Raw genomic sequence first — 17,774 nt, forward strand, 5'->3', positions numbered from 1 at the left:
ATACTATTTATTCTCCATAACCCTCAAAGGTCATTCCCTTTTCTGCTATAGTCTCAAGGGTTTCATCCAAAAGCGCTGGCTTTCCGAAATAATAGCCCTGAGCTCGTTCACAATTAATGCTCTTAAGGAACTGATAATGCTCTTCCGTCTCAACACCTTCGCAAAGAGGCTTAATTCCTAAGTCTGAAGCACCCTTTATGATGTAGCTCATAAGCTTTCTTGTGTGCATGTTATGGTAGCTTCTAAGGAAAATCAAATCCAGCTTCAAAACATCAAATTCATACTCTGCTATAGTATTTAGAGATGAATATCCACTTCCGAAATCATCTACCCAAACCTCATAACCTGCATTTCGAATCTTAGCCACTTCGTGCTTTATGAGACCAGTATTATCATTAAAGGCACTCTCTGTAATTTCAACTTCAATCAAATCTCTTGTGATTTCATATATCTCACAGAAATCATCCAAAAGCTTCAAAACATCACATACATCAAAATCCAAACGGGAAATATTTACAGACACAGGAACTACAGGAAGTCCCTCATCCATAAGCATACGCATATCCTGACAAACCTTCTTAACCATAAATTCATCCACAAGATGAATCAGGTGGAAATGCTCAAGTGTCTCAATAAAATCTAGAGGTGAAAGCATTCCTACAGATGGATCAACCCAACGCACCAGGGCCTCCATTCCGCAAACCTCACCGGTGGCCACTCTGATAATAGGCTGATAAAATACCTTAATATAATCAAGAGCTATAGCCTCATCAATATGATCAATAACATACTGCTGACGTCTTAGCTTATCTCTTAAAATATCATCGTAAATACAATAATTTAAATCATGTCGATTCTTGATGCTGTTGCATGCAAGTCTTGCATGATCGCAGGCAAGACCAACTTCAGCACGCTGATCATCAAGGAAATATATACCCGCTTTTACTCTTACCTTCTTATTTACATCATCCTGAAGAAGCATACGCTTATATACTTCCTCTACATTTTCTATTACTGCATCCTTCGGATCATTACAATATATTACAAAGTGATCATCAGAAAATCTTGCAACTGTAGCATTATAAAATACATCCTTAATAATTCTTCCCATATCACATAGGAGTTCATCTCCCATCTTAAAACCATGACGCTCATTATAAAGCTTAAAATTTGGAATATCGAAATGTATAAAGGCACTTTCCTGTCGGGCAACTTCTGTGGATGTCAAAAGCATCTGCACCTTGTGATAGAAGAAAGACATATTAAATAAGCCTGTAAGCTTATCCGTCTCTCTGTCTCCAGCAAGTAACTCAGCTTCTGCATAGGAATTACTGGCATTATTCAAGTATTCGTTTTGGTCTACGTCTACAATAAATACATAGAAAAAGCTCTTTCCATTCATCCAATGAAGGAGATGACCAAAATCCTCTATATATCTAACCTCACCCTGCTTTGTAATAATTCTGTACCGAACATAATCGTGACGTTTTTCACCAAATATAGTCTGTGCCTGAATTTGGTTTTCAATCTTATATAAATCCTCTGGATGAACAAGCCCCTTGAAGGTTCCGCCTACGAACTCCATAAATTCATCAAAAGTTTGGCAACCAAAAAGATTAATGACGTTTGAATCTGCAAAAAGAATCTTCTCGTCACCTTCCGCTTCATAGATGAAAAATCCGCCTGGCAACCCCGTAGGCACCACGCCCACACCAGTTTCGATATACTCCTCTTTTCCCATAATGCCCTCGCTTGGAATAAAAATTATTAGTAAATAATTATTCGACACCTATACATAATACATTTTACATCATTAGTAAATGCTATTAGGCTTTTTCACAAAAATTTCAGCATTGTGGTAAAAAGGTTACTTTTCACTATTGAGTACCAGCAATATGATTTATAAACTGCTGTGCTGTTCTTCCGGATAAGCCACCTTGCTCCAGCTCCCATATCTTCGCCTTGGCAATCAACTCCTCCTCAGGCATGGTAATGCCAGCACGCTTTGCAAGTCCCACTACAATATCGATATATTCCTTCTGCATTGGCTTACTATAGCTGATTGTTACACCAAATCTGTGGACAAGCGACAGTTTCTCCTCTACCGTATCAGAATGATGACGGTCATCAGTATTAGTCTGGTCATTTCTATCGTTCCAAGTCTCCTTGATAAGATGACGACGGTTAGATGTGGCATAAATCAGGATATTATCAGGTTTTGTTTCCACGCCGCCTTCAATAACAGCCTTAAGGAATTTGTATTCAATCTCATGCTCTTCAAAGGAAAGATCATCCATATATATGATATATTTGTAATTTCTATTTTTAATGCTGGCAATAATCTTCGAAAGATATCTGAACTGATGCTTATATATTTCAATCATTCGAAGCCCCTGGTCGTAATACTGATTTACAATAGCCTTGATACTTGTAGATTTTCCTGTACCGCTATCTCCGAAAAGCAGTACATTATTAGCCTTCTTTCCTTGAACAAAGCTCTCCGTATTTGCGATAAGCTGCTGCTTTTGATACTCGTAGCCAATCAAATCATCCAAAACTACTTCATCCATGTTGTTGATAGGAACAAATTTTATATCATTATTTCCAATTTCTTCTAATCTAAATGCCTTGTTAAGACCGAACATTCCCACGCCATAGGCCTTATAGAAATCCGTAATTACGTTAAAGAATTCCTTTTCATCCTTGGCATTTTCTAGAGCCTTTGAAAGATTTCTAACCTTCTCGCTGACATTTCGGTTATACATCTGCTGATTCTTCTGTACAGCGCTGTAATTGGTAAATACAGAAAAGCTCTGAATTCCAAGTTCTTTTTCCAGGGCAGAAAAATCGTAATCAAATAGTTCTTTTAGAATTTTAAAATCATTTTCCACCAAATGATTCACAGAACCTGGCTTAACATCAGTTTTCTCTGTGACCAAAGAAAATGGATTCTCATTTGTAATAATATAAAAGGCTATATAGTTATGCCAAAGATTGTCATCAAAGCCATAATCAGTAGCAAGCATAAGGAGTTCCTTTGAAATCGCATTAATCTCGCGGGTAATCTCTCGCTTGTTATAGTCACTAGATTCAACTGAGTCAATAGCCCTGCCTAATTTATAAAGAATACTATTCTCAGTTAAATCGCCATACATTAATAGTCTTGAAATCTTCTCGTACATAACTGCCTCCTAAAACATGTTGCCAATAGTATAGACTAATAGTAGCACTTTAGTATGTTAAAGTGAAGATGGTAACAAAAAACCTCAGAAACACCAATTGATGTCTCTGAGGTAAAATTCAAACTATTCTGCCTTCCAAAGGCCATGAAGGTTACAGTATGCATATACAGCAACTACTGCATCATCATCTGTAAGAGCAAACTCAGCACAAGGCTTATCACCAGGATTAAGAACCTTTCTCTGAGCACCTTTCTTTGTCTCAAGTGCAATCCACTCGATGTAATGCTCTGGAGCCATAGGATGCTCTACCGAACCAACAGTAACTGTTACCTTGTTTCCATCTACGGTAAAAACAGGCACATGCTTTTCAACCGCACCATCAGATGTACCAGGTACAAGCTCCTTCATTTTCTGCCCGCAGCATGTCATTGGAGCGCCAGACTCTTTGATCATGCCTACAAAATTACCGCATACTTCACATACAAAAAATTTCATAAGACCCCTCCTACAATACTTTTCCCATTGAAAATACTAGATGTTTACCTTCTATTTTACATAATAACATTTTACACAATGTATATAAACAGATTTTCTGTGAAAATACTGTTACATAGATATAATTCCAAATACATTTAGAACTGCATTCCAATAATTTTAACATTAACTAATTTCGGCCACAACCTGATTTTTTCCATGCTTCTTTCCGCCGCTGACACGGCTTTCTGGGGCAATATAATCTCATTTGTTAATTGGGAATAAATAATTCTATAAATTCTTTTCTACCTGGAACCCATGCCTTCTCGTAAATATGAGTAAAATGATTTTTCACTGTCTGCTCTGAAATACCTAACATATAAGCAATTCTACGATTTGAAAATCCTGATACCTTCATAAAGCCCAATTCCAGTTCACGCTTTGTTAGTCCAAATTTCTGGGCTACTGCAAGATATTGCTCTTTAGAGATATTGATATTATTCTCCAAAATCCATTTCCTCATTCATCTTGTGCTCAGCATTAAGCTTCAGTGGCAAAAGGAAAAATTCAAGAATCACCGCATACAACCCCGACAGAAAACATATTGCAAGATTAGCTCCTATGGTAGATAAATCATCCAGCTTTCCAAGAAGTAAAACTCCGGATATGATAATAGCAAACAATGCTGCAAAAACTGTTAATTTCTGAGCAGCTTCCACAGCCCCAATAATATTTTTCAATTCTAGTAAGCTATAAGGCTTTAATCCCACAGAAAAAGCCTTTGTAAAGTTCTTCCACTCTCCCATTATCAAAAGACCTGGTATAAGAACTAACGCAATCAGAAGAAAAGATGGTAGATCAATAAACCATAATATGGCACTAGCGCCCCAATTCCCACCTATAATATTTAGTGCAAATACGGCAATAAATAATAGTAATTCTCCTAACAGAACTAATCGAATATTCCTTTTCATGGCAACTCCTTTCACAATCAGGTTATCCTTGTCCTGCTTTAACCGTATCACAAGCAGAGTGCAAAAAATATAGTACCTTTCAATGAATCGCGAAGTTATTTAATTGAAAAAAGAGTATTCTTTTCAAACAGGCCAATGACAAAGCCCATTTTCATGAAAAGTGGCATATTCTCATAGGCCTTAAAGCTGGTTCTATCCAATAATTCCTCTAATGTAAGTTCCTCATAGTAACCGTAAGGATTTGCCACGGTAATTTTATCATTTGGAATATCTGCTCCAATGATTAATGAGTAGTGCAATGTCCACTCGTCCCCATACAAAGCTGCCCACTCAAATGGAACTGGCTTTCCTGAAGACAGAGTATCATACATAATGTCAATGAACTCAGTATTCTTCTGATACTTATGAATCTCTGTGTCATATTCAGGGAACTGCTTATTCATCTCCTCACAAAACTTGTTTCCCGTAGAAGTAACTATGGTTCCATATTCATCATACAGACTGTCTTCTGTTATGTTTTTTCCATCCCATGTAGAGAACATCTCAATAACAGCATAGCCACACGACACATGCTGTGTAATCACATCGATGTTTTCAATTTTTACAGGATTCTGGTACTTAGGATTTGTATAGACTGATGAATAATCATTCTGAATCAGCTTTGTCCTAATACCAGATACTAATAATGCAATTAATGCCACACAGATAATTCCGCAAATAATAAATCCTATAATTTTAAAAATTCTTTTCATTAAATCTCCCAACTGCATCTTAATCATCCCATGTGTAACGCTATAAACGGAAATATAATATCCCGTTGTCTTTGGCAGCATCACATAGAAGTTTTAATCCCTCTGTTCCATATCCACGATTCCGATTATTGAATGTGGTCAGGCACTTTGATTTCAAATTATTAATAATTCAAGCAATAATCTAACTCCACATCCTTACCTATATGCTCAGGAGACCATGGGATATAATAATCTACAGGTACCCCTTTATGCGCAAGCCCTTTGCCATAATCAATTCTTTTGTCTCTAGACGTCGGATAAACAAATCTAAAATCATCAAAGGAAACCACATTACAATTTGAAAAATCTGTAATTCCCATAGTAGGTCTTCCAACTAAAGTCACTTTAGGAGAACATGACATAACCTCTGCGAATGCATCCCCAGAAGAACCACAGCTTTCATCCGTAATAATCAATACCTTTTCAGGACCTTTTTTCCCTATAATTCCACTTGCAAATTCGTCATCGTCATCAAGAAATCCTTTGCCCATATTTTCAGTGTTATTGGCAATCATTGTATTTAGCATTGCTGTCATTTCTTCTGGTATATCCCCAACCAAATATTTTTTTAGATTCTCGATTCGATCTTTACAATTTCTAACAGAATAATTAATTTCAATAGGATATTCTGGCTTATAATAATCTGTAACGAATTCTCCTTCTGGAAAACAATACTCCAGGAGCGGTACAAATGCAGAATCTGCACCTCCACCATTTCCACGGACATCCACAATAAGTTTTTTACATTTTTCCAGAAGGTACTTACATTTGCTAAATAACTGATTTATCGCGTCCAAATCAGCAAAATCTGCAAATCTTAGATAAAGCGTATCATCATATTCTTCAAAAGAATAACATTCCGTCTCTGTCCCCTTTGTATTATGAATAATAGAAATATCTTCTTTTGAATCATCTGGATGAATAACAGTTAAAACGTTGTAAAACTTTAGCACTGCAGACCAAATTTTCCCTTCACGCTCCGCTGTTTCCCCCATAAAAAATGTTTTTTCTCTTTGAAATAATTCTTTTATTGAAAAACCATCGATTGCAACTATTTTATCTTCCGAGACAAGCCCTGTATCTTTATTTGCCTTTATCACGTATAGTACATCGTCCTGCCTCATCACTGAAAAACCAATTTTTTCAAGACTGAAATCTGTAAATAAAAGATGTCCTTCTACACCAAAAGTAGCCAGATATTCCTGTACCAGATGTAAAAAATCCTTTCGATCCATGTCATCAGATATCTGGCTTTCATATTCCTGAGAATTACCCGTTCCGTAATCTTTACAGGTTGCGGAATCTTCTCGCATAATTTCAACTATTTCTTTAAATATTTCTTTATTAGTCATCATTTACTATGTTCAATTTCCCCTCCAATTAATTTGCATACCCAATTTACTTTATAACCTGCAATTTATAAATGCTGCATTCATCTTGTTCACCTTGATATTTAAATCCGAAAGACATCGCTATATGCCTAGTCACAAATTGTTCGGGTGAACATTCTATAATAACTGATTTTCCTTTGTTCTTTGCTTGCTCAATCATTTCCAACCGACTATTAGCCAACTTAGTATATGCATCAATCCATCCCGATTCTTGCTCTGTAACATCCTCTTGAACTGAGCAATATTCCAAGAAATCTTCATACCCATGCATCGCTGATTTATAATCCTTAGCATGATAATAATTATCAGCTACTTCAAACAAAGCCTTAAAGCGTAGAGGGTGCGTATCATTGCATTCAAAGAATTCTTTATACAGTTTACGGGAATAAGTATAGTCTCCGCCCTTTTGGAGTTCCTGTGCCCGAATAAGCATCTCTGGAATATCTTTATTCATACAAAAGTCTCCTACAAACTTGGATTCTATCAAGTTCTTTATTCATTTTAGAGGTTTACAATGGTAATTCACCCTTGTTTACGGCAATATCATGAGTTCTCCACATTTTTTCCGTAGACGCCTTGCAAAAAAAACGCATAATGTGTATTATCTCAGTCTTATAATGCACATCTTTTCATGAAATGAGTATCATATATCAAATCATACACACCAGATGCCCGCAATACTAGTAAATCACTACGGAAAAACAAGCTTATCTATAAGTTTTTACCGTAATACACTAATAATTCTTAAATACAGTTTATGCGTTATGCCACAACTACCTTTTTTAGATAGATTTCATAGTGTCAAGTTGCCACTTCTACAAAAAAACATGGCAAGTTTAACGTTGCCGCTGTCTTTTAACACTATAAATTCATTCCAACTAAAAATAACCCTGATATTACCAAAAGAACTATAACAATCTTTTTTACAACACTTTCATCCAAGACTTTTGAACTCTCCATTCCAGCAAACAATCCAATAATCATGAACGGAATAAGGATTACTGTTTGTTTCAATGAATTAAGTGTAAATACTCCAAACAAATAATATGTAAAGATTCTTACAGTATTTTCAACAATAAAAACCGCGCTTATGTTGGCTTTTAATTAATCTGCTAAATCGTTAATTCTATCTGATTTCCCTCAATTGCAACAATGCAGCTTTCATAATAGCCGTCCCCTGTTACTCTTGGTCCACTTACAACATCATAACCATCAGCTTTAAGGCGCCCTGTAAGTTCATCTACACGCTCCTTGCTTCCTACAGAAATTGTGGTATCCATCATTAGGCTTTCCATCTAAATACTTTACAAAAAAATCTTTTGCAGCGTCTAAGTCATTTACATACATAGCTATGTGTTCTATTATCATAACCTCTCATCCCTTTTATATAATTCTATATTAATAAATTTCTACTTGGATATCGCTTTAACTTTTTAATGAAATTTACAATCAGTATTATTATCCCAATCCACAGTACAATATTTCCGACTGTCCATAGAACATTTACTAAATTTAAATTTATCACTTTTTACACCTCTGGTTGTCCTTCTGCAATCCACTTTTCTGCTTCTTCTCTATTAAAAAATGTAATTACATTCTTATCTGGATATTTGGAAAATAGTTCCATCAACTTTGGTTTGTTCTTATGCTCGTAGTTCTGAACCAGTTCTACAAGTTCTGGATCAAGCTCGCTTTCTGCCCATGGCATATCAGGACGCTCCTGACCTACTCTTCCGGTAATTCCATCCATGCAAATTTTTTCTCCATAATCCAGGAAAAAGATGGTATCGCAAGCTTTAATACGGTTTTCATATGTTCTGCTGTAATCACCATCTATAATCCAAGTGTCACGCTTCACAACATCAGCAAGACTCGCATCAAACTCGTCTCTTGAAATATGTGTCCTGTCAGCATTCCACCAAATATTATCAAGATGATATAAAGGAAGCTTAGTCTTCTTCTGAAGTTTTATGGAGAATGTACTTTTCCCGCTGCCGGAGCAGCCTAAAACTAATACTTTCTTCAATCTATCCTCCTTAACCTGGAATATATTCCAATTTTATGCTCCAACGTTCATCCCGACAAACTGGAAGTTATCGAGCTCTTCTCTAGCAAAAGAGCTCAACAAACTGCCGATTTGTCTTAGTTTATTATCCTGAAAGTTAATCTATTCAGAAATACTTAAATTTTTTCTTTGTAGCAACTGTTTGTAATTATATCTATATCTACCATCCTGTTCAATATTATGTGCATAAAACAAGGGCGTTTTCACGCCCCTGCCTATTGCACTATCAGTTATTCATCTCTCAGGTCTTAGATTATTCCTATTAAGATTTGGACTTTGCTGCTCCTTCCTCTGATCAACTATCGCCTGGCTTTCTCTTAGCTTTTGCATTGACCAGTTTTAAAAACTTCTTATCATTCATTTGCTCATTAGTTACATAATCCCCATCACAGAACAGTGCATATGTGGTAATTGGTGTTGGAGCATTCTGAGCCTGATCTCTGGTCTCTATTCTGATCGCTCTAAACGGTATTCCATTGTTCTTTGCAGTCTCTTCCAAAACAGGCACATACTTGGCATTAAATGGGCACTGATTCGTGTAATAAAGCACGTATCCTTTTTCATCGATACGAGGATGCTTTGCACATTCCTTGAAGCATGGTCTTTCAACATTTTTTTCAAAGGACAGATACCACAGCTGAATTCCATTATCGGCTTCATCACAAACTTGAAAGCCTTTGAATGCTAGAAACTTTGGATCAGAAAGGAATGGCTTTTTCTTAGCAGCAGATAATATGCAAATTCCCTTCTTCCCCTTTTCCTTACTATCCTTTATGCACTCATTAAGAAGATCACTTGAATATCCATGTCCCTTTAAGGAACCAGAAACCCACAGACAATCGATATACATATATTCCGGTGCATTTACCGGATTCCACGCATACTCTGCCGGGATATATTCAATAAAGCATTTACCGCGTTCGACACTCTTTAAGAAAACAAGCCCTTCATCAAATCTGTCAGCAAGCCAGGCTTTCTTGGACGATACCTGTATATCTTTATTGTTTGATATAGCACAACAGATGTGTTCTTCTTCAAGATTATCCTTGGATACTCTTATATACTCCATCTTCAGCTCTCCTTTCTAATAGGATGTCTTATAACCGTCTTAAGCTTCTCTGGCATCACTTTCCTTGCATCACTAAGGTAAATCTCGTAGAATTCTTTGTACTCCTTCTTGTAATCAAATGCCATGTCTTTAGTCCTCCTTATAAATTGCTGTCATTTTCCGTACCATCTTTGAAATCTGCTGCCTGACTTCTACCGGTTCAAGCACTTCTGCCTTATTTCCAAAGGTCATTATCCATGTGATCAAATTATCTGAGTCCGTGTAATCCGCAGTAAACATAAGTCTACCATCCTCTGTTTCCGTAAAACAGTTTGGTCCGAATTCCTCCACCAGGCGCCACTTTACATCATTTGAAAACAGCGCTTTTACCTTGATTCCACCAGGAAATATCTTTTCTGTAGACAGATCAGGTAATGGAGCGTTTCTGCAGACAAATCCATTATCCGTTTCAACCACTTTATCCATGCGGTTTAATTTAAATAGACGATAATCTTTGCGCTTTTGACACCATCCATAGACATACCAGCTGCTCCACTTAAACACTACATAATATGGCTCAATAGTTCGTTTTCCTTCTCCCGCCTGAGCATAATAGTGGAAGGTCAAAAGATGCCTGTTTTCTATCGCATCCTGAATAGTAGATATCTTTGGAGCCAGCGATGTCTTGTACCAAGAAGACAGGTCGATAAGGACAGAATCCCTACCGCTGATAAACTCCGAAGAACCTGCCTGGAGCTTCTCCATAAGCTGCCCATAATATCCGCTTCCACTAACACTATCAAGGCTTCGTAGTCCCGCCAGGATCATCTGCATGTCACGGGATGTCAAAAGAGTCCTATCCATCTTGTAGCCATCCATGATGCTTATACCGCCTCCAACTCCCTGGGTCGTTTTGATTGGTATTCCTGCCTGACAAAGAGTCTCAATATCTCTGTTTATTGTTCTTCTAGACACCTCGAAATGCTCAGCCAGCTCCGGAGCTGTTGCCATCTCTTTTTGCAAAAGAATTGATAGTATGCCAATCAATCTGTCTATCTTCATTTGATCACCTTCTATGATTATCTTACATGTATAAACATGTCATCTATATGTCATGTTTATATTCTACACTATTTTAGACAACAAAAAACCCACAACCAAATGGTTGTGGGTTTCTGAAATCTGCAATGCAGATTGATTATCTCTTTGAGAACATTTTGAGGTGTTGAAGTGCCGGATTTGAAGCATTTTCACCTCAAGTTGCTGTTTACCTGTTGTGTACGGTAGAAAGCTCAGGACTACTGCATGCGGCTGGTGACATTTTTTCAATCATATTGCCTCACTTCTCATAAGTTTAAGTATTATATAGCTGAATTCCTGGAGCTATATTAGTATTATAAATAGGATTTATACTAGCTATTATTTGTTGATTCGATGTAGCTGTGATTTTTCAAGAACAATCAGGAGTTCATTTTCTGCATCAAGAGGTTCAATAGGGTCAAGGATTTTCCAATGTCCTGTATTGTGGTTCATATAGGCTATAACATTTATTTTGTAATTCTTACGGAGATTTAGCTCTACCATATTTTTACCAACCCATTTTTGTAAAGGTAGCATTTCTACGATACATAGGTTTTCATCCACCTTGAAGTAGTCTAGGAAGGTTTCAGAAGCGAGGATTCTGGCTGATTGTTCTCCGCCATATTCTTCAGGAACAATTACTTTATCAGCTCCGATTTTTTTCAGAATAGATGTCATTCGGTCGGAAGAACTTTTTGCCACTATCAGTGGAACCTTTAATTCATTTGCTACGGCTACAGACATAATACTTGCTGAAAGGTTACCTGCCATGGCTACAGCGACTATATCCATATTTTTTAGGCCTAACATTTCAACTTCATCTTCGTTTGTAAGGTCTGCACACACCGCTGCTGTACAGTAACCATCCATATCCTTTAATTTATCATGATTATTGTCTACAACTAGTACGTCTGCGCCCATTTCATACATACTTTTTGCAAGGCTTATGCCGTATTTTCCTAATCCTAAGACCGCGATTGTTTTTTTCATTGTATTCTCCTTATCCTACGAAATAGTTTCCTTCGGTGTATCTACATTTACTTTTATGATGTCCTCTACCAGCAAAGAAAATTGCCAAAGAAATAGGACCGATTCTGCCTAAGTACATGGCTATTATTATGATGATTTTACCGATGGTATTGAGGTTTGAAGTTAAACCCCTAGATAGACCAACAGTTGCGGAAGCGCTGATAACTTCGTAAAGACCATCCTGTATGCTAACGGGATTAGTAACTATAAGTGCAAGCGTTAGTACAATAATGGTAAAAGTGGCTACAGATACAATAACTGTAGCTTTTCGCATATTTTCTTCTGTAATACGTCTATTAAAAATAATACTTTGATCATCGTCATGAATATATGAAATGACGTTTAACAAGGCAAGGAATATAGTAACAGTTTTAACGCCACCTGCGGTACCTATTGGTGAGCCACCTATGAACATGAGCATATATGACATTACACAAGAAAAATCAGACATGTTTTCTTGCGGAAAGGAACAAAAGCCTGCTGTTCTAAGGGTTACAGATTCAAAAAAGCTGTTGATGATTTTATCGAAAAGGCTAAGATTTCCAATTGTACCAGTATTATCGTATTCAGATGCAAAGAAAAATAATGCACCTGAAACAATAAGCACGGCAGTAACTGTAATAACTAATTTGGTGTGTTCATTAAATCTTTTAAAAATCTGAACGGGGGTAAATCCCTTTCGAATACCAGCCTTTATTTTTTCAGACATATCAAACCAAACAACGTAGCCTAAACCACCCATTATTATCAAAATCATTGTGGTACACATCACCAAAGGATTTGATTTATAGCTTATCAAGCTGTTATCTCCGATTATGTCTATTCCGGCGTTACAAAAGGCGGAAATGGAGTGAAAAATAGAGAACCATATGCCCTTTAGGATACCAAATTCTGGTATAAATTCGATGGAATATAGAAAAGCACCAAAGAATTCTACTTTTAAAACATCCTTAGATATTCTAATCAGAATCCTAAGAATTCCTACATCTGTGTTTAGATTCAATGAATCCTGCAGCATTTTTCTGTCAACCAGTGAAAATTTCTTTTGGGTTATAAGCATTATCATTGAGATAAATGTAATGATTCCAAGCCCACCAATTTGAATAAGGCACATAATAATAAATTGCCCAAACAGGCTGAAATAGCTGAAAGTATCAACTACAACAAGTCCTGTAACACAGGTGGATGTGGTAGAAGTAAACATAGCTACTAGGGGATTAGTCCAATTACCGGTTGCGGAAGAAATTGGAAGCATTAAAATAAGCCCACCCAGTACAATGGCAATGAGGAAGCTTAATGGAATCAATTGAACTGATGATATTTGTTTTTTATTCATAAATTCTCCAAGTGGTATAAATATATCAAGCGCACCACAATCAAAGATAATAGTACAAGAGATTATCAATGTAAATGTAAAAAATGCCGGTATAAATAGTGATTGGTGGTGTTTACTATATGGATTTGATAAAAATACGTATAAACGATACAAACAATAAAATAATATTTTTGAATTGTATTCTTGAACCTCAGCAAACCATTGTTGCCCACTATTTAACGTTTACTACTAAACCCGTCCTCCTAGCCCTCTTCCGGCACACAAAAAAGCCCCAGTACATTTGTACCGGGTCTTCTGTAATCTGCAATAGCAGATGATTATCTCTTTGAGAACGTTTTCACTGTCCTTATTGCCTTGTTTCAGGCATTTCAAAGGTGAGTTGCTGTTTACCTGCTGCGTACGGTAGAAAGCTTAGGGCTACTGTATGCGGTTGGTGGCAACTTTAATAACCGCGACCAACAATAATACTCTGATTTTACTTTCTACTCATTAAATCTTTGTCTATCTTTTGTAAGATTATCTTCGAATTTTCCGCTCTAAGTCCATAGAAGGTGGAGCGTTATGCTGAAATATAAAACTAATTTGATGTTGCCGTCTTGAAGTCAATCAACGGGTACAGCCATTCTTTAAGTTCACGGAATCTGTAACCAATTGATTCAGCCTTTTCAGTGCTAAAACTGAGTGTATCTTCAATTCCATTATATGGGGCATTATCACCCGTCTGACTAATCACAGCTTTCTTCCCAAGACGTTTTTCTATGTGCTCAATTATATCTGATATCTTAACCGCTTCTTTTGAACATCCATTTATCGGTCCTGAAACAAAGTGTTCAGCAAGATATGCAATAAAATCACCAGCATCTTTCTCGTATATGAATGCCATCTTCGTATCCATATCATCGATATTCATAGGTTTCTGATCTCTTATATGCTCAATATAGAAATCCAGTCTACCTGTATAATCATTTTCACCCATGACTATTGGATATCTGACAAAAGAAATATTGGCAGGATCCATGAACTCAAATACTGCTCTTTCCGCCTGCCTCTTAGTTTCTTCGTAGTTCTTGATTCTGTCTATCCAGTGAAGCTCATATTCTTCAGGTTTAAATTCATCTTCCGTAATATCAGCATGTTCTTTAGGATAAACAGAACATGTAGACATCTGTATATATCTGTCACAGCTTACGTTTTCCAAAAGTGCCTTAACATCATTGGAACTGTAGGCAATCTTATCAATTATCAAGTCAAAATGCTTTCCGCCCAAAGCCTCTTTAACACTTGCAGAATCCATCCTATCCATGACAACATATTCTACAGGGCCATCAAATATCGGCTTTGAATTGCCTCTTGTTGCGATTGTGATTTCATGCCCTTTTTTGAGCAAGGTATTAACCATAGGTATCCCAAAATATCTCGTTCCACCAACAACAAGTATTTTCATAATCATCCCCCATTCAATCCCAATTTACAATTGTGCATAATACTGGAAGATATTTTTAATCACTCAATTACACACAAATTCAAATAGTCATCTACTGAGATTTCAATAATCTTCTCCGGTACAATTTCTTCATAACATACCCACTGAGTTCCCATAGCATGTGTGAATTTTGCCTTGTCCAACATATAGAGGTAGCCCGTTCCCCCATAGTTTGGATGGCAGTGTTTAAACACCATCTTATCGCCATATTCTGGGAGCATTATTCTTTCTGCGTTATCATTTTCCTCTACACAACCAAGAGAAAAGCATATAGCCATATTCCTGTTACTTGTCGCATAAACAGCATACTGACATCCTTCTTGAAATCCTGTATCATAAGCTTGATTCGGAACAAGCTTGTCCAACTTTTTGGGGCTTCCATGATATAAATATTCTTTAGCCATTAAAGCTTCTCCAACTCCCATGGTCATTTTTACTGTAAGTTAATCTATTCAGAAATGCTTAAATTTATACTTTATAGCAATTGTTTATAATTATACCCATATCTACCATTCTGTTCAATATTATGTGCATTAGTCTTGTCCCACCATTCCTTGAATGTTTTGAAGGCTTTCGGCACACAAAAAAGACCCGGTACATTGTACCGAGTCTTTTGAAATCTGCAATAGCAGATGAGTATCTCTTTGAGAACTTTTTCAATGTCCTAAGTGCTGTGTTTGCGGCATTTCTAGGACGAGTTGCTGTTTACCTGCTGCGTACGGTAGAAAGCTCAGGGCTACTGTATGCTGCTGACTTTTTCAAGTTTCCTCCAGAATTCTCAGTCCTTCCTTATAATCCTGTCCCAAAACTTCCTGTGTCTTTTGGAAGTCATACTTCTCATGTAGTCTGTCATGAACCTTGAGGAACGCCTTCTTTCCGTATTTCCTTATATATAATGCCTGAGCCTTTGCTGCATTTGCTCCGTCATTTGATGGAATATAGAATCCTTTATTGCAATTTTCGAGCTCATCACACTCATAACATCCGTCCAAATCTTTTTCCTTACAGCATTTCACATTCGGACATATTCTGTCCTCAGCACAGGTGGCAAAAGAGCAGACATTGTACTTCGTTCTGCAAGATCCGCACCACTCTGAAAGGAAACAGTGATTACAAGAAAAGCCACAATAAGCAACAGAATCAACACCCTTTCGTGCTATCTTGCAAAGTTTATTCTTGATGCGGCTCATGGCTTCGATATGCATGATCCAGTGACGGCTAAATGGCATCTGAATCAGTCCTTTTATATCCTTACCGCACCAGTATTCAATCAGCCAAAAGGCATTCTCATTCTCGCTGACACATTTACTGCGGATAAGTTTTTCCTTTACATCGTCACCAAATTTTTGCTTTAAATCCTTGTATGTCAGATCTCTAAGAATCTGATCCGTAGACTCCTTTACAGCTTTTACATACAGGTATAGCTCTTTGATATTCAGTTTTTCTGAAAACTCTGCAATCTCGTTTCCCTGAAGTTCATTACCCGTAGTAATAATAGGTGCGCCAATGCGATTATGAAAGTCATGTGTAAAAAGAATCTGATTATCCTCTGCTATCATCTCATGGGCAACTATATCTTCAATCCTGAAAATATGCCAGATAGAATAGGCAAGGGTTTAACTGTGATATCCATCTGCACCCGCAAAAGGCATTTTGGCAAAGGCCTCATCCGGATATCCACTCACAATCTGAGTAATCTGCTCAAACATTTCCTCGCGGAAAGCCAAAAGCTTCTGAATAGCATCTTTAAATGTTGCTTCCTTCGTCAGCAATTTCTGTATTTCTTTATTGTTTTCTGACCATGATTTATCCATAATCTATCTTCTTACCCCGGTTATTACTTTTATGTCCGGAACATCCTTTACCTATGGCTACTTATCCATCCCTATCCACTGTATGAAAGCTGTCTTATCACTGCTGTTATACCCAGCCTTCTCATAGAAATGCATAGTCTCCGGCTTCTTTGATCCTGTCAGTAGCATCATTTTGTAACAGTTTTCCTTCTCCGCAATCTTCTTTGCATAATCCAGACATTCACCTGCATACCCGTTTCCTCTGAAATCCGCGTGTGTTACCACATTCTCAACAAAAGCATACGGTCTTATATTTCTTGTTAAATTCGGGATAATCACACAAACACAGGAAGATATAATCTGACCATCAATCTCATTTACGATCAGATGGTGATTCAGATCTTTAATAATCTGATTCCATATTTTTTCAAGATGTTCATCATGCTTGGGAATACTGTCTTCATGTAAGTAAAGATACAGTTCCAAAAGTGCTTCCAAATCTTCTTTTTTTGCTTCTCGTATCATCAGCTGATAATCCTTACCTCCTTAACCTGAAATATATTCCAATTTTATGCTCCAACGTTCATCTCGACAAGCTGGAATTTGTCTTTCCCGTACAAATTGTTCTAGTTGCTCTGCCTTCTCTAAACGTCCCAGCTTTCTATAGGCTTCAGCTTCATATGAAAGTTTCAACACCGGAACCTGATATCCATTCCAATCAACATAATCAAGCAATGTATCTAGCGGGATGATGTTCTCCCATTCATCGGCTGGCTTCTTTTGAATATCTCCCATAACCTCAACTTCCATTCCATCAACTAAAAACTTTCCGAAGTGAGATCTAATCTTTTCATTACCACTAAAGGTTACAGGCTGTACCTCGTATTCCTTTAAAAACTCACCTAAGATATAAGCCGTTGCTTCATCAGTCTGAATATCTATATCGTGAGGCTCATAATCCATACCCTGAAGTGCAAAAGATGTACTTCCTGTTAATCCCCAGCAAACATCCTTACCGGAATCATGTAATAGCATACATATCTTTAGCAATACTTTTTCATGTAATTCTGTAAGCATTGTGTCACTCCTACAAACAACGATTTGTCATGATCTGTAAAACTGGAATTC

General features: G+C 37.0%; 19 protein-coding genes and 2 pseudogenes. All 21 read right to left on the reverse strand.

The window, feature by feature from the left end; genetic code table 11:
• Positions 1-7 precede the first annotated feature (7 nt).
• Positions 8-1,741 carry a GGDEF and EAL domain-containing protein gene (locus BMZ41_RS07015; protein ID WP_090169345.1) on the reverse strand — a complete coding sequence of 578 codons (1,734 nt, stop codon included), beginning with the start codon at positions 1,739-1,741 and terminating at the stop codon, positions 8-10.
• A 136-nt stretch (positions 1,742-1,877) separates the two neighbouring features.
• Positions 1,878-3,182 carry an ATP-binding protein gene (locus tag BMZ41_RS07020; protein WP_090169343.1) on the reverse strand — a complete coding sequence of 435 codons (1,305 nt, stop codon included), beginning with the start codon at positions 3,180-3,182 and terminating at the stop codon, positions 1,878-1,880.
• Between the two features lie 123 nt (positions 3,183-3,305).
• Positions 3,306-3,677 carry a desulfoferrodoxin family protein gene (locus BMZ41_RS07025; RefSeq protein ID WP_090169341.1) on the reverse strand — a complete coding sequence of 124 codons (372 nt, stop codon included), beginning with the start codon at positions 3,675-3,677 and terminating at the stop codon, positions 3,306-3,308.
• A gap of 250 nt (positions 3,678-3,927) precedes the next feature.
• A complete protein-coding gene (locus BMZ41_RS07030; RefSeq protein ID WP_036952582.1) occupies positions 3,928-4,164 on the reverse strand; it encodes a helix-turn-helix transcriptional regulator in 237 nt (78 codons plus the stop codon).
• The gene (locus BMZ41_RS07035) at positions 4,154-4,630 is read right to left on the reverse strand and encodes a hypothetical protein (protein WP_090528112.1); all 477 of its coding nucleotides are present in this window, start codon (positions 4,628-4,630) and stop codon (positions 4,154-4,156) included. Before BMZ41_RS07035 ends, BMZ41_RS07030 begins: the two co-directional genes overlap by 11 nt.
• A 95-nt stretch (positions 4,631-4,725) precedes the next feature.
• The gene (locus BMZ41_RS07040) at positions 4,726-5,382 is read right to left on the reverse strand and encodes a hypothetical protein (RefSeq protein WP_090528115.1); all 657 of its coding nucleotides are present in this window, start codon (positions 5,380-5,382) and stop codon (positions 4,726-4,728) included.
• Positions 5,383-5,543: 161 nt separating this feature from the next.
• On the reverse strand, positions 5,544-6,776 hold the full coding sequence (locus BMZ41_RS07045) for a S41 family peptidase (protein WP_090169338.1): 1,233 nt from the start codon (positions 6,774-6,776) through the stop codon (positions 5,544-5,546).
• Between the two features lie 43 nt (positions 6,777-6,819).
• A complete protein-coding gene (locus tag BMZ41_RS07050; protein WP_090169335.1) occupies positions 6,820-7,266 on the reverse strand; it encodes a tetratricopeptide repeat protein in 447 nt (148 codons plus the stop codon).
• Between the two features lie 658 nt (positions 7,267-7,924).
• Positions 7,925-8,180, reverse strand: a pseudogene (locus BMZ41_RS07055) (VOC family protein).
• Between the two features lie 160 nt (positions 8,181-8,340).
• The gene (locus BMZ41_RS07060) at positions 8,341-8,838 is read right to left on the reverse strand and encodes a P-loop NTPase family protein (protein ID WP_090528118.1); all 498 of its coding nucleotides are present in this window, start codon (positions 8,836-8,838) and stop codon (positions 8,341-8,343) included.
• Positions 8,839-9,172: 334 nt separating this feature from the next.
• On the reverse strand, positions 9,173-9,946 hold the full coding sequence (locus tag BMZ41_RS07065; RefSeq protein WP_090528121.1) for an N-acetyltransferase: 774 nt from the start codon (positions 9,944-9,946) through the stop codon (positions 9,173-9,175).
• Positions 9,947-9,948: 2 nt separating this feature from the next.
• Positions 9,949-10,035, reverse strand: a pseudogene (locus BMZ41_RS15920) (GyrI-like domain-containing protein); the annotation flags it as partial.
• Between the two features lie 40 nt (positions 10,036-10,075).
• Positions 10,076-10,987, reverse strand: coding sequence for a helix-turn-helix transcriptional regulator (locus BMZ41_RS07070; RefSeq protein ID WP_090528124.1), 912 nt, complete (start codon positions 10,985-10,987; stop codon positions 10,076-10,078).
• Between the two features lie 357 nt (positions 10,988-11,344).
• Entirely contained in the window at positions 11,345-11,995 is a 651-nt protein-coding gene (locus tag BMZ41_RS07075) for a potassium channel family protein (protein WP_090528127.1), read from the reverse strand.
• Positions 11,996-12,005: 10 nt separating this feature from the next.
• Complete coding sequence (locus BMZ41_RS07080) at positions 12,006-13,370, reverse strand: TrkH family potassium uptake protein (protein ID WP_090528130.1); 1,365 nt, start codon at positions 13,368-13,370, stop codon at positions 12,006-12,008.
• A 577-nt stretch (positions 13,371-13,947) separates the two neighbouring features.
• A complete protein-coding gene (locus BMZ41_RS07085; RefSeq protein ID WP_090528134.1) occupies positions 13,948-14,820 on the reverse strand; it encodes an NAD-dependent epimerase/dehydratase family protein in 873 nt (290 codons plus the stop codon).
• A 53-nt stretch (positions 14,821-14,873) separates the two neighbouring features.
• Positions 14,874-15,257: a hypothetical protein gene (locus BMZ41_RS07090; RefSeq protein ID WP_015550808.1), complete on the reverse strand. Its 384-nt coding sequence runs from the start codon at positions 15,255-15,257 to the stop codon at positions 14,874-14,876.
• A 354-nt stretch (positions 15,258-15,611) separates the two neighbouring features.
• Positions 15,612-16,412, reverse strand: a complete 801-nt coding sequence (locus BMZ41_RS16025) for a hypothetical protein (RefSeq protein ID WP_330388836.1) — start codon at positions 16,410-16,412, stop codon at positions 15,612-15,614.
• Positions 16,413-16,469: 57 nt separating this feature from the next.
• Positions 16,470-16,667 carry a hypothetical protein gene (locus BMZ41_RS16030; RefSeq protein ID WP_330388837.1) on the reverse strand — a complete coding sequence of 66 codons (198 nt, stop codon included), beginning with the start codon at positions 16,665-16,667 and terminating at the stop codon, positions 16,470-16,472.
• Positions 16,668-16,724: 57 nt separating this feature from the next.
• A complete protein-coding gene (locus tag BMZ41_RS07100) occupies positions 16,725-17,171 on the reverse strand; it encodes a GNAT family N-acetyltransferase (protein ID WP_090528137.1) in 447 nt (148 codons plus the stop codon).
• Positions 17,172-17,192: 21 nt separating this feature from the next.
• Positions 17,193-17,723: a nucleotidyltransferase domain-containing protein gene (locus tag BMZ41_RS07105; protein WP_090528141.1), complete on the reverse strand. Its 531-nt coding sequence runs from the start codon at positions 17,721-17,723 to the stop codon at positions 17,193-17,195.
• Positions 17,724-17,774 lie beyond the last annotated feature (51 nt).

Source organism: Pseudobutyrivibrio sp. UC1225, from assembly GCF_900115215.1.
Classification (GTDB): domain Bacteria; phylum Bacillota; class Clostridia; order Lachnospirales; family Lachnospiraceae; genus Pseudobutyrivibrio.

What these genes read in the sequence shown, in the direction of transcription:
- BMZ41_RS07035 (WP_090528112.1), bottom strand. Translation starts at nt 4,630, where the DNA reads ATGAAAAGGAATATTCGATTAGTTCTGTTAGGAGAATTACTATTATTT.
- BMZ41_RS07045 (WP_090169338.1), bottom strand. Translation starts at nt 6,776, where the DNA reads ATGATGACTAATAAAGAAATATTTAAAGAAATAGTTGAAATTATGCGA.
- BMZ41_RS07085 (WP_090528134.1), bottom strand. Translation starts at nt 14,820, where the DNA reads ATGATTATGAAAATACTTGTTGTTGGTGGAACGAGATATTTTGGGATA.
- BMZ41_RS07105 (WP_090528141.1), bottom strand. Translation starts at nt 17,723, where the DNA reads ATGCTTACAGAATTACATGAAAAAGTATTGCTAAAGATATGTATGCTA.
- BMZ41_RS07070 (WP_090528124.1), bottom strand. Translation starts at nt 10,987, where the DNA reads ATGAAGATAGACAGATTGATTGGCATACTATCAATTCTTTTGCAAAAA.
- BMZ41_RS07020 (WP_090169343.1), bottom strand. Translation starts at nt 3,182, where the DNA reads ATGTACGAGAAGATTTCAAGACTATTAATGTATGGCGATTTAACTGAG.
- BMZ41_RS07075 (WP_090528127.1), bottom strand. Translation starts at nt 11,995, where the DNA reads ATGAAAAAAACAATCGCGGTCTTAGGATTAGGAAAATACGGCATAAGC.
- BMZ41_RS07065 (WP_090528121.1), bottom strand. Translation starts at nt 9,946, where the DNA reads ATGGAGTATATAAGAGTATCCAAGGATAATCTTGAAGAAGAACACATC.
- BMZ41_RS07100 (WP_090528137.1), bottom strand. Translation starts at nt 17,171, where the DNA reads ATGATACGAGAAGCAAAAAAAGAAGATTTGGAAGCACTTTTGGAACTG.
- BMZ41_RS07050 (WP_090169335.1), bottom strand. Translation starts at nt 7,266, where the DNA reads ATGAATAAAGATATTCCAGAGATGCTTATTCGGGCACAGGAACTCCAA.
- BMZ41_RS16030 (WP_330388837.1), bottom strand. Translation starts at nt 16,667, where the DNA reads ATGGATAAATCATGGTCAGAAAACAATAAAGAAATACAGAAATTGCTG.
- BMZ41_RS07090 (WP_015550808.1), bottom strand. Translation starts at nt 15,257, where the DNA reads ATGGCTAAAGAATATTTATATCATGGAAGCCCCAAAAAGTTGGACAAG.
- BMZ41_RS07015 (WP_090169345.1), bottom strand. Translation starts at nt 1,741, where the DNA reads ATGGGAAAAGAGGAGTATATCGAAACTGGTGTGGGCGTGGTGCCTACG.
- BMZ41_RS07025 (WP_090169341.1), bottom strand. Translation starts at nt 3,677, where the DNA reads ATGAAATTTTTTGTATGTGAAGTATGCGGTAATTTTGTAGGCATGATC.
- BMZ41_RS07080 (WP_090528130.1), bottom strand. Translation starts at nt 13,370, where the DNA reads ATGAATAAAAAACAAATATCATCAGTTCAATTGATTCCATTAAGCTTC.
- BMZ41_RS07040 (WP_090528115.1), bottom strand. Translation starts at nt 5,382, where the DNA reads ATGAAAAGAATTTTTAAAATTATAGGATTTATTATTTGCGGAATTATC.
- BMZ41_RS16025 (WP_330388836.1), bottom strand. Translation starts at nt 16,412, where the DNA reads ATGATAGCAGAGGATAATCAGATTCTTTTTACACATGACTTTCATAAT.